We start from the raw sequence: 13,398 nt of genomic DNA, 5'->3' as shown, positions 1-13,398 counted from the left end.
CCCCGGCGGCGGCCCCCGCACCCTCCGCTTCGGCCCCCGCGACCTCGCGGTCGTCACCGGGCTGCCCGGCAGCGGCAAGTCCACCCTGATGCGCCGTACGGTCCCCGGCCGCCGCGTCGACTCCCAGGACGCCCGCGACCGCTGGGCCGCCCGGCTCCCCGCCACGCTGCCCTACGCGCTCTACCGCCCCCTGGTCCGCCTCGCCCACTACGCGGGGCTGCGCCGCGCGCTGGCCTCCGGCGAGGGCGTCGTGGTGCACGACTGCGGCACCCAGCCCTGGGTGCGCGCCTGGCTCGCCCGCGAGGCGCGCCGCAGAGGCGGCACCCTGCACCTGATCCTGCTCGACGTGTCCGCGGACACCGCCCGGCGCGGCCAGCGCGAGCGCGGCCGGGGCGTCTCGCGGTACGCCTTCCACCGCCACCGCGGCACCACCGCCCGGCTGCTGGACGCCGTCGAGCGCGGCGAGAGCCCGGCCGGCTGCGGCTCGGTCGTCCTGCTGGACCGCGCCTCGGCGGACGGCCTGAAGCGGATCGAGTTCGCCACGTGAGCGCCCGCATCCGTACCGGATAGCCTTCTGCACCACAGCATGACTCCCAGCAGGCGGTAGGCACATGGACTTCCCGGCGGACCTTCCCGCGGACTTCCCGGCACAGGCACACCCCCACCCGCACGGCGGTTGGCCCGGCAACGAACTGGAGGAGGTCCTCTCCGCCTCCCTCGGTATACCCGCGGCCGGCGCCCGCGTCATCGAGGTGCTGGCCCGAAGCTTCGTCTGGATACCCCTGCCCAACGGCGGGGGCCCGCACAGCGGTCCGCTGGATCTGCCCACCGTCGAGATCGACGGCCAGGTGTACGTCCCGGTGTTCAGCTCCGAGGAGCAGTTCCGGCAGTCGCCCGGCGGACACCTTCCGCACACCGTCGCCCCCGCCGTGGAGTTCGCGCGCGGTCTGCCGCCGCAGGCGGGCGTCGTCATCAACCCCGGCGGCGTGGTCGGACTCCCGCTGCCGCCCGACGCGGTGGCCGCGCTGTGCCGGGCCGGGAACTCCCCGCTGGACGGGCCGGCCTCCGGCGGCCGGGTGCGGCTCTTCGAGCCCGACTGGCAGGAGGACCCGGTGGACTTCCTGGCCGCCGCCTCCGCCGAGTTCGCCGCGACCGGCGTGGTCGTCAGCGCCCGGCGCTGCCTCGCCGTCATCGAGACGGCCGACCCGGTGCTCTTCGTCGGCGTCGAGCTCGCCCACTGGGAGGGCGACGTGCGGGCGCTCCCGCTGGACGCCCTCGGCAAGGCACTCGGCCGCGCCCCGGCTCCCTGGCCCGTCAACCTGGTCCTCCTGGACGCCACCCAGGACCCGGTGGCCGACTGGCTGAGGACGAACGTGCGCCCCTTCTACCAGTTCGGCAACTGAGGCATCAGGGCTCGCGGGGCCCGCGCCGGTGGGCGCTTAAGCTGTCCCCACACGCGGGGAACTTGCAATGAAGGGGCGGTAGGACAGGTGAGCGCGAGCCCAAGCGGCAGCGTCGAGCACATGCTGCGCCAGGTCACTCCCGGACGCTACGACGCCTACGAGGCACTGCTCCGCGCCCTCGCCACCCCTTCGTCCGGCCAGATCTGGATGCTGCTGTGGCACGGCCAGGGCGGCTCCCCGGACGCCCAGTACGGGAACATGGAGGTCGGCGGCTTCGGTTACGCCCCCTGCGTGACCTCCGCCCAGGAACTCTCCGCCAGCGGCTGGAGCCGTTCCTACGAGGTGGTCGACAGCCTCGACGTCGCCCGCACCCTGTACCCGGAGCACTACGGCCTCTGGCTCAACCCGCACGCCCCCGGCGGCGGCGTCGGCATCCCCTGGCTGGACCTGCGCCGCATCGCCACGGGCCTGGACCGCCAGCCGGCCGGCCCCCTGCGGCTGTCCGAACCGGCCATCGAGGTACCGCAGTTCTACGCCCTGCTCGCGCAGAACGCCCACCGCACCCCGGCCCTGCGCTCCCTGCGCCGCGCCTGGGTCCAGCCCGCTCTCGGCGCCCCCTACCTCGCCCTCGGCCTCGACGTGTACGAGTCGACCCCGGCGGCGGTCGACTCCGTCCGCGCGATGATGCAGCAGTCGGTCGGCGCGGTCCCCGAGGGCTTGCCGGTCTCCACGGTCGCCATGACCGACGACTTCGACCCCGTCGTCCTGTGGATGCGCGCCAACTCCCGCCCGTTCTACGACCGCGAGGCCCACGGGGCGGTCGCGCCGGTGGGCGGGGCGTACTGACCGCCGCTCCCGCGCGCGTGTTCGCGGCGGCCACGGAGCAACTTGGCTCCTGTGAAGCAAATGTGATGGCCCCCCGGCGCTCGAGGGTGTCCACGGCAGCTCTGCGCGCGTAGACGGTCGTCGCTACGGGCCCATCCGTGCCGAATGGCCGGTCTGTCCCAACTGGCCACTATTCGATAATAGTTACCCGCGCATCGGATAACGGAATCCCCTGTAACGCATCACAGTTGCGCATACTTTCGCGGTCAGCTCTGGCGGGTGATCGCGACCAGGTTGAAGACTCCCGGTTCAGAGCACGAAGTGAAGACTTCGTGATCGAGGCAAAGCGACAAAGCCGCGATCAGCGGCAGGCACAGGCCGGTCACCACCGGCGAGAGGGGTCAGGTCACTGTGACCGCACCGATCGAGACCACCGGAGCCGAAGCCGAGGTACAGCCCGAGGCTGTACTCGACGGCGCCGGCAAGGGACGGATCGAGGGTCGTTCTCTCGGGCAGATCGCCTGGTCCCGTTTCAAGAAGGACAAGGCGGCCGTCGCCGGAGGCGTCATCGTCGTCCTCCTGGTCCTGATGGCGGTCCTCGCCCGACCGATCCAGGCCGCCTTCGGGCTCGACCCCAACGCGTTCCACCAGGACCTGATCGACCCCAACACCTCGCTGCCCAAGGGTGCTTGGGGCGGCATGAGTCTCGACCACCCGCTGGGTGTGGACCCGAAGTTCGGCCGTGACACCGCCACCCGCATCCTCGAGGGTTCGTGGGTGTCGCTGGTGGTCGCCTTCGGCGCCACCATCCTGTCCAACGTCATCGGCGCGATCCTCGGTGTGGTCGCCGGCTACTACGGCGGCCGGGTCGACTCGGTCATCAGCCGCCTGATGGACACCTTCCTCGCCTTCCCCCTGCTCCTCTTCGCCATCGCGATCTCGGCCACCCTCCAGGGCGGCGCGTTCGGCCTCACCGGCCTGCCGCTGCACCTGAGCGTGCTGATCTTCGTCATCGGCTTCTTCAACTGGCCCTACCTGGGCCGGATCGTGCGCGGCCAGACCCTCGCCCTCCGTGAGCGCGAGTTCGTCGACGCCTCGCGCGGCATGGGCGCCAAGGGCCCGTACATCCTCTTCCGTGAGCTGATGCCGAACCTGGTCGGCCCGATCATCGTCTACTCGACGCTGCTGATCCCGACCAACATCCTCTTCGAGGCGTCCCTGAGCTTCCTCGGTGTCGGCATCCAGCCCCCGCAGGCCTCCTGGGGCGGCATGCTCCGCGACGCGGTGAACTTCTACCAGGTCGATCCGCAGTACATGATCGTGCCCGGTCTCGCCATCTTCCTGACCGTCCTGGCGTTCAACCTGCTGGGTGACGGTCTCCGCGATGCTCTCGACCCGCGCAGCCGCTGACGTCTGCCGCGACGAGTCCACCAGATTTCCGACAGTGAAGGGGAAAGCGCCCACCATGCGAAGGTCAGCGCTGGCCGCGATAGCGGCCATTGGCTCCGCGAGCCTGCTCGTTGCAGGTTGCAGCAAGGCCGATGACAACAAGAACGACGCCAAGTCTGCCGGGGCCAACGCCGCGACCAAGGCTGTCGTCAATGCCTCGGACAAGAAGGGCGGGACGGTCACCTACGAACTGTCCGACGTCCCGGACTCGTTCGACCCCGGCAACACGTACTACGCGTACATGTACAACCTCAGCCGGCTGTGGGCCCGCCCGCTGATGACCTTCCAGCCCGGGCCGGGCGAGAAGGGCAACACCCTGGTCCCGGACCTCGCGGCCGGCAAGGGCGTCCCGAGCGATGGCGGCAAGACCTGGACGTACAAGCTGCGTCCCGGCCTGAAGTACCAGGACGGTACGCCGATCACCTCGAAGGACGTCAAGTACGCCGTCGAGCGCTCCAACTTCGCGCGTGACGTGCTCTCCCTCGGCCCGAACTACTTCCAGCAGCTGCTGGCCGGCGGCGACAAGTACAAGGGCCCCTACAAGGACAAGAGCGACAAGGGCCTGTCCTCCATCGCCACGCCGGACGACACCACGATCGTCTTCCACCTGAAGCAGGCGTTCCAGGAGTTCGACTACCTGGTCGCCGCGCCGCAGACCGCGCCGGTGCCGAAGGCCAAGGACAACGGCGTCGACTACGTCAAGAACATCGTCTCCTCGGGCTCGTACCAGTTCCAGAGCTACGACGACGGCAAGCAGGCCGTTCTCGTCCGCAACAAGAACTGGGACGCGAAGAACGACACCCTGCGCAAGCAGCTGCCGGACAAGATCGTCGTCAAGCTGAAGGTCAACGCCGAGACGATCGACAAGGACGTCCTCGCGGGCAACGCGATCGACCTCGCCGGCACCGGCGTGCAGTCCTCGACCCAGGCCCAGGTCCTCGCCGACCAGAACAAGAAGGCCGGCACGGACAACACCTACGGTGGCCGTCTCGTCTACATGGCGATCAACACCAAGGTGAAGCCGTTCGACAAGGTCGAGTGCCGCAAGGCCGTGCAGTACGCGATCGACAAGGTCTCGGTGCAGACCGCCGAGGGCGGCCCGATCCGCGGCGACATCGCCTCCACCGTCCTGCCGCCCGACATCACGGGCTACGAGAAGGCCGACACCTACGCCACCCCCGGCAACAAGGGCGACGTGGCCAAGGCCAAGGAGCAGCTCAAGGCCTGCGGCAAGTCGAGCATCTCGACCAACATCTCGGCCCGTTCCGACCGTCAGCCGGAGATCGACGCCGCCACGGCGATCATCAACTCGCTGAAGAAGGTCGGCATCACCGCCACCCTCAAGCAGTACCCGTCGGGCAAGTACTTCACCGACTACGCGGGCGTGCCGAAGTTCACCCAGAAGCAGAACATCGGCCTGGAGATGATGCAGTGGGGTGCCGACTGGCCCTCCGGCTACGGCTTCCTGCAGCAGATCCTGAACGGCAAGGCGATCAGCCAGTCCGGCAACACCAACCTGTCGCAGTACGACAACAAGGACGTCAACAAGCTGCTGGGCAAGTCCATCGCGACCCAGAGCGAGTCCGAGCGCAACACGTTGTACGCGCAGATCGACAAGAAGACCATGGATGACGCGGTCCTCGTCCCGCTGACCTACTTCAAGGTCCTGCTGGCCCGCCCGGCCAACTACACCAACCTGGTCTCCACGGCTGCCTTCAGCGGTCAGTACGACTACCTCAACATCGGCACCACCCAGAAGTAGCAGCCCCGGAAGGCAGGTGAAGGCATTGGTGCCCGCGGGTCCCCCGACCCGCGGGCACCAGCGCCGGTCCCCGTGATCTCGTACATCCTCCGCCGGACGTTCGCGGCAGTGATCCTGCTGCTGGTCGTCTCCGCGGTCACCTTCGCCATCTTCTTCCTGCTGCCACGGCTGGCCGGCCAGACAGCGGACCAACTGGCGCAGCAGTACATCGGCAAGAGCCCGTCGAAGGCGGACATCGCCGCGGTCAAGCACAACCTCGGTCTGGATCAGCCGATCTACGCGCAGTACTGGCATTTCATCAAGGGGATCGTGTCCGGCGCGACCTACGACCTCGGCCCGACCACGGTGCACTGTGACGCGCCGTGCTTCGGTTACTCCTTCAAGAACCACCAGGCGGTGTGGCCCGAGCTGACCTCCCGCCTTCCGATCACCCTCTCGCTGGCGCTGGGCGCCGCGGTGCTGTGGCTGATCTCGGGTGTGATCGCCGGTGTCATCTCGGCACTGAAGCCGCGCTCGTTCCTCGACCGCACCTTCATGGGCGTGGCCCTGGCCGGCGTCTCGCTGCCCATGTTCTTCACGGGCAACCTCGCGATCCTGCTCTTCGTGTACCAGTGGCCGATCTTCGGCAGCACCTACGTCCCGTTCACCGAGAACCCCGGCCAGTGGGCCAACACCCTGTTCCCGGCGTGGTGTTCGCTGGCGCTGCTGTACTCGGCCATCTACGCGCGCCTGACCCGGTCGGGCATGCTGGAGACGATGAACGAGGACTTCATCCGCACCGCCCGCGCCAAGGGCCTGCGGGAGAAGCGGGTCGTGTTCCGGCACGGACTGCGTGCCGCCCTCACCCCGATCATCACGGTCTTCGGCATGGACATCGGTCTGCTGCTCGGCGGCGCGGTGATCACGGAGTCGGTGTTCTCGCTGCCCGGCATCGGCCAGTACGCGGTGCAGGGCATCACCGACAACGACCTGCCCAAGATCCTCGGCGTGACCATGCTCGCCGCCTTCTTCGTCGTGATCGCAAATCTCCTGGTGGACGTGGTGTACGCGGCCGCCGACCCGCGCGTGAGGCTCTCGTGACCGAACTTTCCAAGACCGGCGCCGCCGTGGGGGAGCCCGTCTCCCCCGCCACGGCTTCCGAGGCGTTCCTGGAGGTCCGCGACCTCAAGGTGCACTTCCCGACCGACGACGGCCTCGTCAAGTCCGTCGACGGGCTCACCTTCTCGCTGGAGAAGGGCAGGACGCTCGCCGTCGTCGGCGAGTCCGGCTCCGGCAAGTCCGTCACCTCGCTGGCGATCATGGGCCTGCACCGGCTGGGCGCGCGCGGCAAGAACGTCCAGATGTCCGGCGAGATCCGCCTGGCCGGCCAGGAACTGGTCTCCGCCTCCCCGGACGAGGTGCGCAAGCTCCGCGGCCGCGAGATGGCGATGATCTTCCAGGACCCGCTGTCCGCGATGCACCCGTACTACACGATCGGCAACCAGATCGTGGAGGCGTACCGGGTCCACAACAAGGTGAGCCGGAAGGTGGCGCGCAAGCGTGCCATCGAGATGCTCGACCGGGTCGGCATCCCCGAGCCCGGCAAGCGGGTGGACAGCTACCCGCACGAGTTCTCCGGCGGTATGCGCCAGCGCGCCATGATCGCCATGGCCCTGGTCAACGACCCCGAGCTGCTCATCGCGGACGAGCCGACCACCGCGCTCGACGTGACCGTGCAGGCGCAGATCCTGGACCTGATCCGGGACCTGCAGAAGGAGTTCGGCTCCGCGGTCATGATGATCACCCACGATCTCGGTGTGGTCGCCGAGATCGCCGACGACGTGCTGGTGATGTACGGCGGCCGGTGCGTGGAGCGCGGCCCGGTCGACGAGATCTTCGACAAGCCGCAGCACCCCTACACCTGGGGTCTGCTCGGCTCGATGCCCCGCATCGACCGGGTGACCGAGGAACGGCTGATCCCCGTCAAGGGCCAGCCGCCGAGCCTCATCAACGTCCCCTCGGGCTGTGCGTTCAACCCGCGCTGCCCCTACGCGGACATTCCCAAGGGGAACGTCACCCGCACCGTGCGCCCCGAGCTGGAGCTGGTGGACGCCGGGCGGCACTGGACCGCCTGCCACCTCTCGGCCGAGGACCGCGAGCGGATCTGGACCGAAGAGATTGCGCCGAAGCTGTGACTGAGACCAACAAGACCGACGGGGCCGCGATCCCGCAGCAGGCGCCGGCTCCCGAGACCGGCGGGGACGACCGGGACGTGCTGCTCCGCGTCGAGGGGCTGACCAAGCACTTCCCGATCAAGAAGGGCATCCTTCAGCGTCAGGTCGGTGCGGTGAAGGCCGTCGACGGCATCGACTTCGAGGTGCGCAAGGGCGAGACCCTGGGCGTGGTCGGCGAGTCGGGCTGCGGAAAGTCCACGATGGGCCGGGTCATCACCCGTCTCCAGGACCCGACCGGCGGCCGGATCACCTTCGACGGCCAGGACATCACGCGGCTGGGCACCGGGCGGATGCGTCCGCTCCGGCGCGACATCCAGATGATCTTCCAGGACCCGTACGGCTCCCTGAACCCCCGGCACACCATCGGCTCGATCGTCTCGGCGCCCTTCCGGCTCCAGGGCGTTGAGCCCGAGGGCGGGGTGAAGAAGGAGGTCCAGCGGCTGCTGGAGCTGGTCGGTCTGAGCCCCGAGCACTACAACCGCTACCCCCACGAGTTCTCCGGCGGCCAGCGCCAGCGCATCGGTATCGCCCGCGCGCTCGCGCTGAAGCCGAAGCTGGTCGTGGCCGACGAGCCGGTGTCCGCGCTGGACGTGTCGATCCAGGCCCAGGTCGTCAACCTCATGGACGACCTCCAGGACGAACTGGGTCTGACGTACGTGATCATCGCGCACGACCTCTCGGTCGTCCGGCACGTGTCGGACCGGATCGCGGTGATGTACCTCGGCAAGATGGTCGAGATCGCGGACCGCACCTCGCTGTACGAGGCGCCGATGCACCCGTACACCAAGGCGCTCATGTCGGCCGTGCCGGTTCCGGACCCCAAGCGCCGGGGCGCCAAGAGCGAGCGCATCCTGCTCCGCGGTGACGTGCCCTCGCCGATCTCGCCGCCGTCGGGGTGCCGGTTCCACACCCGTTGCTGGAAGGCGACGGAGATCTGCAAGACCACCGAGCCCCAGCTCCTGGAGCTGCGGCCGGGTCAGCGGGTCGCCTGCCACCACCCGGAGAACTTCGCCGACCAGGCCCCGCAGGACACCGTCCTGCTGACGGCGGCGAAGGAGGCCTCCGAGCTGGTGCCGGACGCGGTGCTGGAGGAGTCGGCGGAGACGTCGGCCGCCGTCGCCGCGGAGGTCGCGGAGACCGCCGCCACCAAGGAGCCGGAGGCCGAGAAGCCTTCTGTGACCAAGGCCGAGGAGACCAAGGCCGGGAAGGTCGAGGTCGAGAAGCCTTCTGTGACCAAGGCCGAGGAGACCAAGGCCGGGAAGGTCGAGGTCGAGAAGCCTTCCGTGACCGAGGTCGCGGAGACCAAGGTCGAGAAGGCCGAGGCCGAGAAGAGCGAGGCGGCCGAGAAGCCTTCCGTGACCAAGGCCGAGAAGGTCGAGAAGCCTTCTGTGACCAAGGCCGAGGTGACCAAGGCCGAAAAGGTCGAGGTCGAGAAGCCTTCCGTGACCGAGGTCGCGGAGACCAAGGTCGAGAAGGCCGAGGCTGAGAAGAGCGAGGCGGCCGAGGTCGAAAAGCCTTCCGTGGCCGGGGTCGAGGAGACCAAGGTCGAGAAGGCGGGCACCGAGAAGGCCGAGGCCGAGAAGGTCGAGAAGACCGCGAAGCCCGGCACCGGGAAGGCTGCCGAGGAGAAGTGAGCCGGCGGCCGCCGTTCGCCCGGCGGCCGCCCCTCCCGCCTTGCTTCGCAAGGTCCGCACCCCGCGACAGGTCAGAATGTGTGGGTGCAGCTCGATCAGATCTTCAGTCCCTCCGTCCAGCACACGCTCGATGTCATCGGCATCTTCGTGTTCGCCATCTCCGGCGCCCTGCTGGCCGTCCGCAAGAACTTCGACGTCTTCGGAATGGCCGTGCTCGCCGAGGTGACCGCGCTGGGCGGAGGGCTCCTGCGTGACCTGATCATCGGGGCCGTGCCCCCGGCCGCCTTCACCGACCTCGGGTTCTTCGTCACCCCGCTGCTCGCCACCGTCGTGGTCTTCTTCCTCCACCCGCACGTGGAGCGCATCCAGGCGGCGGTGCTCGTCTTCGACGCGGCCGGACTCGGTCTGTTCTGCGTCACCGGCACCACCAAGGCGTACAGCCACGGACTCGGTCTGACCGCCTCCGCCACCCTGGGCCTGGCCACCGCCGTCGGCGGTGGTGTGCTGCGCGACGTGCTCGCCAACGAGGTGCCCTCGCTGCTGCGCTGGGACCGCGACCTGTACGCGGTGCCCGCGATCGTCGGCGCCACGATGGTGGTGCTGTGCATCCGCTTCGACGCGCTGACCTCCCTCACCAGCGGACTCGCCGCGGCCACCGCGTTCGTGCTGCGGCTGCTGGCCATGAGGTTCCACTGGCGGGCGCCGCGCGCCTGGAACCGGCGGTCCACGGTCATGGAGGAGTGAGCCTCCTGTCCGGGGGCTGTTCATCTGACCGAAACGCAGAAAGCTACCGCTTAGTAATTCGCTGTTGTACCGTTTCATCCATGCCAGAAGCAGCCTCAGCCCCCGCCCTTCGAGCCGTGATCGGCGACAGCGAGTTCGACCGTGACACCGAGGTCGTCCGGCGCGCGCCCGGCGTCTACGACATCGACCTCTCGGCCGGCTGGACCATCATCAGCGCCGTCAACGGCGGCTATCTGCTGGCCGTGCTCGGCCGGGCCCTCGCGGACACCCTCCCGCATCCGGACCCGTTCACCGTCTCCGCGCACTACCTGACGGCCTCCCAGCCCGGCCCCGCGGTCATCCGCACCGAGACGGTGCGCACCGGCCGCACCCTCTCCACCGGGCAGGCGTCCCTGTTCCAGTACGACGCCGAGGGCAACGAGGTGGAGCGCATCCGCGTCCTCGCCTCGTACGGCGACCTGGCCGCGCTCCCCGACGACGTGCGGACGACTGCCGTACCGCCCGCGATGCCGCCCCTGGAGCGCTGCCTCGGCCCGGCCGACGGCCCGGCGCCGGTGGACGGCAGTTCGGCCATCACCGAGCGGCTGATGCTCAAACTGGACCCGGCCACCGTCGGCTGGGCGGTCGGCGCACCCTCCGGCAAGGGGGAGATGCGGGCCTGGTTCGGGCTGGCCGACGGCCGGGACGCGGACCCCTTCTCGCTGCTGCTCGCGGTGGACGCGCTGCCGCCGACCGCGTTCGAGATCGGGCTGACCGGCTGGGTGCCGACCGTCGAACTGACCGTGCACGTACGGCACCGGCCCGCGCCGGGTCCGCTGCGGGTGTCCATCACCACCCGCAACCTGGCCGGCGGCTTCCTGGAGGAGGACGCCGAGGTGTGGGACAGCGAGGACCGGCTGGTCGCCCAGTCCCGCCAGCTCGCGCGCGTGCGCCTGGGCTGAACCGCCCGGTGGTCACGGCCCGGTGGACGTCTCCTGGTCCATCCAGTGCCTGCTGCCCAGTGTGATCAGGCGCAGTTGCCGGATGGCCAGCCGGGTCACCCGCTCCCACTCGCCCTGCGGGGCCTCCAGTGCCTCGAGGAAGAGCTGGGCGGTGATGAGCATCTGGTCGACGTAGAGATGCGCGAGCATCGTCAGGTCGTCGTCCCCCCATCCCTCCGACTCGCGGTTCAGGGCCAGTTCGGCCTTCACCTCCTCGGTGAAGCGCGCGAGCTGGTCCCGGATCGCCTCGCGCACCGGCTGCACCCCGCCGTGCCGCTCGCGGGCGATGAAGCGGACGTGCGCCGGGAAGGCCCGTACGTGCTGGTCGATCAACTCGACCGCGCGGCCGATGCGTTCCTCCGAGTCGTTCGCCGCCGACACCGTCGGCCCCACCATCGGGTGCAGACTGCCCAGCGCCTCGTCGACCAGGGCCACCCCGAGGTCCGCGGTGGAGCGGAAGTGCCGGTAGAACGCGGTCGGCGCCACTCCCACGGCACGTGTCACCTCGCGCAGGCCCAGACTGCTCAGGCTCTGCTCCTCCAGTAGCACCAGGGCCGCGTCCAGGAACGCCTGACGGGTCTTCTGCTTCTGGGCCTGCCGGATGCCGAGGGTGTGACTCATGTCATCCAGTTAACAACTGTTCTCTGGAATTGAAAAGCCGCGCGGAGGGTTAGACTCGAAGTCAGTGAACAAGTGTTACTACAACTGTTCACCGAAACGACCCTGAGGGGGGATCGAAACCATGCTGTTCCTCGTTGCCGCACTCATGCTGCTCGGTGTCGCGCTCGGCACCGTGGCGCACGTACCGGTGGGCGTCAGCGTCGCCGTCGCCGCCTTCATCGGTGTCTGGCTCGTCGTCTTCGCCGTCCGTGAGCGCCATGGCCGACGTCGCACCACCAGCCACTGACCCGCCCGTCCGCACCGACCATCAGGAGCTGAGCACCATGCATCTCACCGCACCTGCCACCGGTCAGATCGAGGCGAAGCCGCGGCGCGACGCCGACGGCATGGCCGTCGCGTCCTTCATCCTCGGGCTGCTCGGACTGCTCGTCCTCAACCTCTTCCTGGGCCCCGTCGCCATCGTCCTCGCGGGCGTCTCGCTGTGGCGCGGCACGACCCGCCGGGGCCGCGCCTACCTCGGCATGGCGCTCGGTGTGGCCGACCTCGTGGTCCTGTTCGCCACCATGCAGTTCACCGACACGGTGTCCTGGAGCCTGTGACCCACCGGCGCGGGGCCGAAGGCGGCTCCGCGCGGCCCGTAGAATCGGCGTCACCATGGCTTACCTCGACCACGCGGCCACCACGCCGATGCTTCCCGAGGCCGCGCGGGAGCTGACCGACCGGCTCGGCGTCACCGGCAACGCGTCCTCCCTGCACGCCTCCGGCCGCCGGGCGCGCCGCACCGTCGAGGAGGCCCGCGAAACCCTCGCCGAGGCCCTCGGCGCCCGCCCCAGCGAGGTGGTCCTCACCTCCGGCGGAACCGAGGCCGACAACCTCGCCGTCAAGGGTCTGTACTGGGCCCGCCGCGCCGCCGACCCGGGCCGGGTCCGGGTGCTGGCCAGCCCCGTCGAGCACCACGCGGTACTGGACGCCGTGCACTGGCTCGGCGAGCACGAGGGCGCCACCGTCGAGTACCTCCCCGTCGACGCGCACGGCCGCGTCCACCCCGAGGTGCTGCGCGAGGCCATCGCCCGCAACCCCGACGACGTCGCGCTGGCCACCGTGATGTGGGCCAACAACGAGATCGGCACCCTGATGCCGGTCCGTGAACTGGCCGAGGTGACCGCCGAGTTCGGGGTGCCGCTGCACGCCGACGCGGTGCAGGCGTTCGGCCAGGTGCCGGTCGACTTCGCCGCCTCCGGACTCGCCGCGATGACCGTCTCCGGCCACAAGATCGGCGGCCCCTACGGCATCGGCGCCCTGCTGCTCGGCCGCGAGTACAGCCCCGTACCCGTGCTGCACGGCGGCGGCCAGGAGCGTCATGTCCGCTCCGGCACGCTGGACGTGCCCGCCACCGCCTCCTTCGCGGTCGCCGGACGCCTCGCCGCCGAACGGCAGGAGTGGTTCGCCCGCGAGATCGGCACCCTGCGCGACCGCCTGGTGGAGGCCGTACGGGCCGCCGTCCCGGACGCGCTGCTCGGCGGCGACCCGGCACCCGGCGGCCGGCTGCCCGCCAACGCGCACTTCACCTTCCCCGGCTGCGAGGGCGACTCCCTGCTCCTGCTGCTGGACGCCCAGGGCATCGAGTGCTCCACCGGCTCCGCCTGCACCGCGGGCGTCGCTCAGCCCAGCCACGTCCTGCTCGCCACCGGCACCGACCCCGACCTGGCACGCGGCACCCTGCGCTTCTCGCTGGGCCACACCTCGACCCAGGACGACGTGGACGCC

The 13,398-nt window shown here is 69.7% G+C and carries 14 protein-coding genes; 13 read left to right on the top strand and 1 reads right to left on the bottom strand.

Annotated features, from left to right (window positions below; all coding sequences use genetic code 11):
• The 10 genes from CCN33_RS12395 to CCN33_RS12350 form a co-directional block, all read left to right on the top strand.
• The coding region (locus tag CCN33_RS12395; RefSeq protein ID WP_086693684.1) for an AAA family ATPase at nucleotides 1-547 on the top strand (547 nt) is incomplete at its 5' end.
• 64 nt (nucleotides 548-611) lie between these two features.
• Nucleotides 612-1,403 carry an enhanced serine sensitivity protein SseB gene (locus tag CCN33_RS12390; RefSeq protein WP_086693683.1) on the top strand — a complete coding sequence of 264 codons (792 nt, stop codon included), beginning with the start codon at nucleotides 612-614 and terminating at the stop codon, nucleotides 1,401-1,403.
• A 120-nt stretch (nucleotides 1,404-1,523) separates the two neighbouring features.
• On the top strand, nucleotides 1,524-2,249 hold the full coding sequence (locus CCN33_RS12385; RefSeq protein WP_425275837.1) for an enhanced serine sensitivity protein SseB C-terminal domain-containing protein: 726 nt from the start codon (nucleotides 1,524-1,526) through the stop codon (nucleotides 2,247-2,249).
• Nucleotides 2,250-2,639: 390 nt separating this feature from the next.
• Nucleotides 2,640-3,638 (top strand): ABC transporter permease, encoded by a 999-nt coding sequence (locus CCN33_RS12380; protein WP_086693681.1) that lies wholly within the window; start codon nucleotides 2,640-2,642, stop codon nucleotides 3,636-3,638.
• Nucleotides 3,639-3,693: 55 nt separating this feature from the next.
• A complete protein-coding gene (locus CCN33_RS12375; RefSeq protein WP_086693680.1) occupies nucleotides 3,694-5,439 on the top strand; it encodes an ABC transporter substrate-binding protein in 1,746 nt (581 codons plus the stop codon).
• A gap of 72 nt (nucleotides 5,440-5,511) precedes the next feature.
• Complete coding sequence (locus tag CCN33_RS12370) at nucleotides 5,512-6,519, top strand: ABC transporter permease (protein ID WP_030808270.1); 1,008 nt, start codon at nucleotides 5,512-5,514, stop codon at nucleotides 6,517-6,519.
• Nucleotides 6,516-7,613, top strand: a complete 1,098-nt coding sequence (locus CCN33_RS12365) for an ABC transporter ATP-binding protein (protein WP_086693679.1) — start codon at nucleotides 6,516-6,518, stop codon at nucleotides 7,611-7,613. The genes CCN33_RS12370 and CCN33_RS12365 overlap by 4 nt, the downstream gene beginning before the upstream one ends.
• Nucleotides 7,610-9,286, top strand: a complete 1,677-nt coding sequence (locus tag CCN33_RS12360) for an ABC transporter ATP-binding protein (RefSeq protein WP_425275836.1) — start codon at nucleotides 7,610-7,612, stop codon at nucleotides 9,284-9,286. Before CCN33_RS12365 ends, CCN33_RS12360 begins: the two co-directional genes overlap by 4 nt.
• An 84-nt stretch (nucleotides 9,287-9,370) precedes the next feature.
• Nucleotides 9,371-10,030, top strand: a complete 660-nt coding sequence (locus tag CCN33_RS12355; RefSeq protein WP_086693685.1) for a trimeric intracellular cation channel family protein — start codon at nucleotides 9,371-9,373, stop codon at nucleotides 10,028-10,030.
• An 80-nt stretch (nucleotides 10,031-10,110) separates the two neighbouring features.
• Nucleotides 10,111-10,971: a thioesterase family protein gene (locus CCN33_RS12350; RefSeq protein ID WP_086693678.1), complete on the top strand. Its 861-nt coding sequence runs from the start codon at nucleotides 10,111-10,113 to the stop codon at nucleotides 10,969-10,971.
• A gap of 12 nt (nucleotides 10,972-10,983) precedes the next feature.
• Here the strand turns inward: CCN33_RS12350 and CCN33_RS12345 are convergent, their stop codons facing one another.
• Nucleotides 10,984-11,631 carry a TetR family transcriptional regulator gene (locus CCN33_RS12345; RefSeq protein ID WP_086693677.1) on the bottom strand — a complete coding sequence of 216 codons (648 nt, stop codon included), beginning with the start codon at nucleotides 11,629-11,631 and terminating at the stop codon, nucleotides 10,984-10,986.
• 121 nt (nucleotides 11,632-11,752) lie between these two features.
• Here CCN33_RS12345 and CCN33_RS31990 point away from each other — a divergent pair, with 121 nt between their 5' ends.
• The 3 genes from CCN33_RS31990 to CCN33_RS12330 all read left to right on the top strand — a co-directional run.
• A complete protein-coding gene (locus CCN33_RS31990) occupies nucleotides 11,753-11,917 on the top strand; it encodes a hypothetical protein (protein WP_086693676.1) in 165 nt (54 codons plus the stop codon).
• Nucleotides 11,918-11,954: 37 nt separating this feature from the next.
• Nucleotides 11,955-12,230 (top strand): DUF4190 domain-containing protein, encoded by a 276-nt coding sequence (locus CCN33_RS12335; protein WP_086693675.1) that lies wholly within the window; start codon nucleotides 11,955-11,957, stop codon nucleotides 12,228-12,230.
• A gap of 55 nt (nucleotides 12,231-12,285) precedes the next feature.
• A partial coding sequence (locus CCN33_RS12330; RefSeq protein WP_086693674.1) for a cysteine desulfurase family protein occupies nucleotides 12,286-13,398 on the top strand: 1,113 nt, incomplete at its 3' end.

It is taken from the genome of Streptomyces recifensis (assembly GCF_002154615.1).
GTDB classification, from domain to species: Bacteria; Actinomycetota; Actinomycetes; order Streptomycetales; family Streptomycetaceae; genus Streptomyces; species Streptomyces griseoluteus.
The sequence above is the reverse complement of the archived record's forward strand: the minus strand, read 5'-3'. Positions and strand labels throughout refer to the sequence as shown.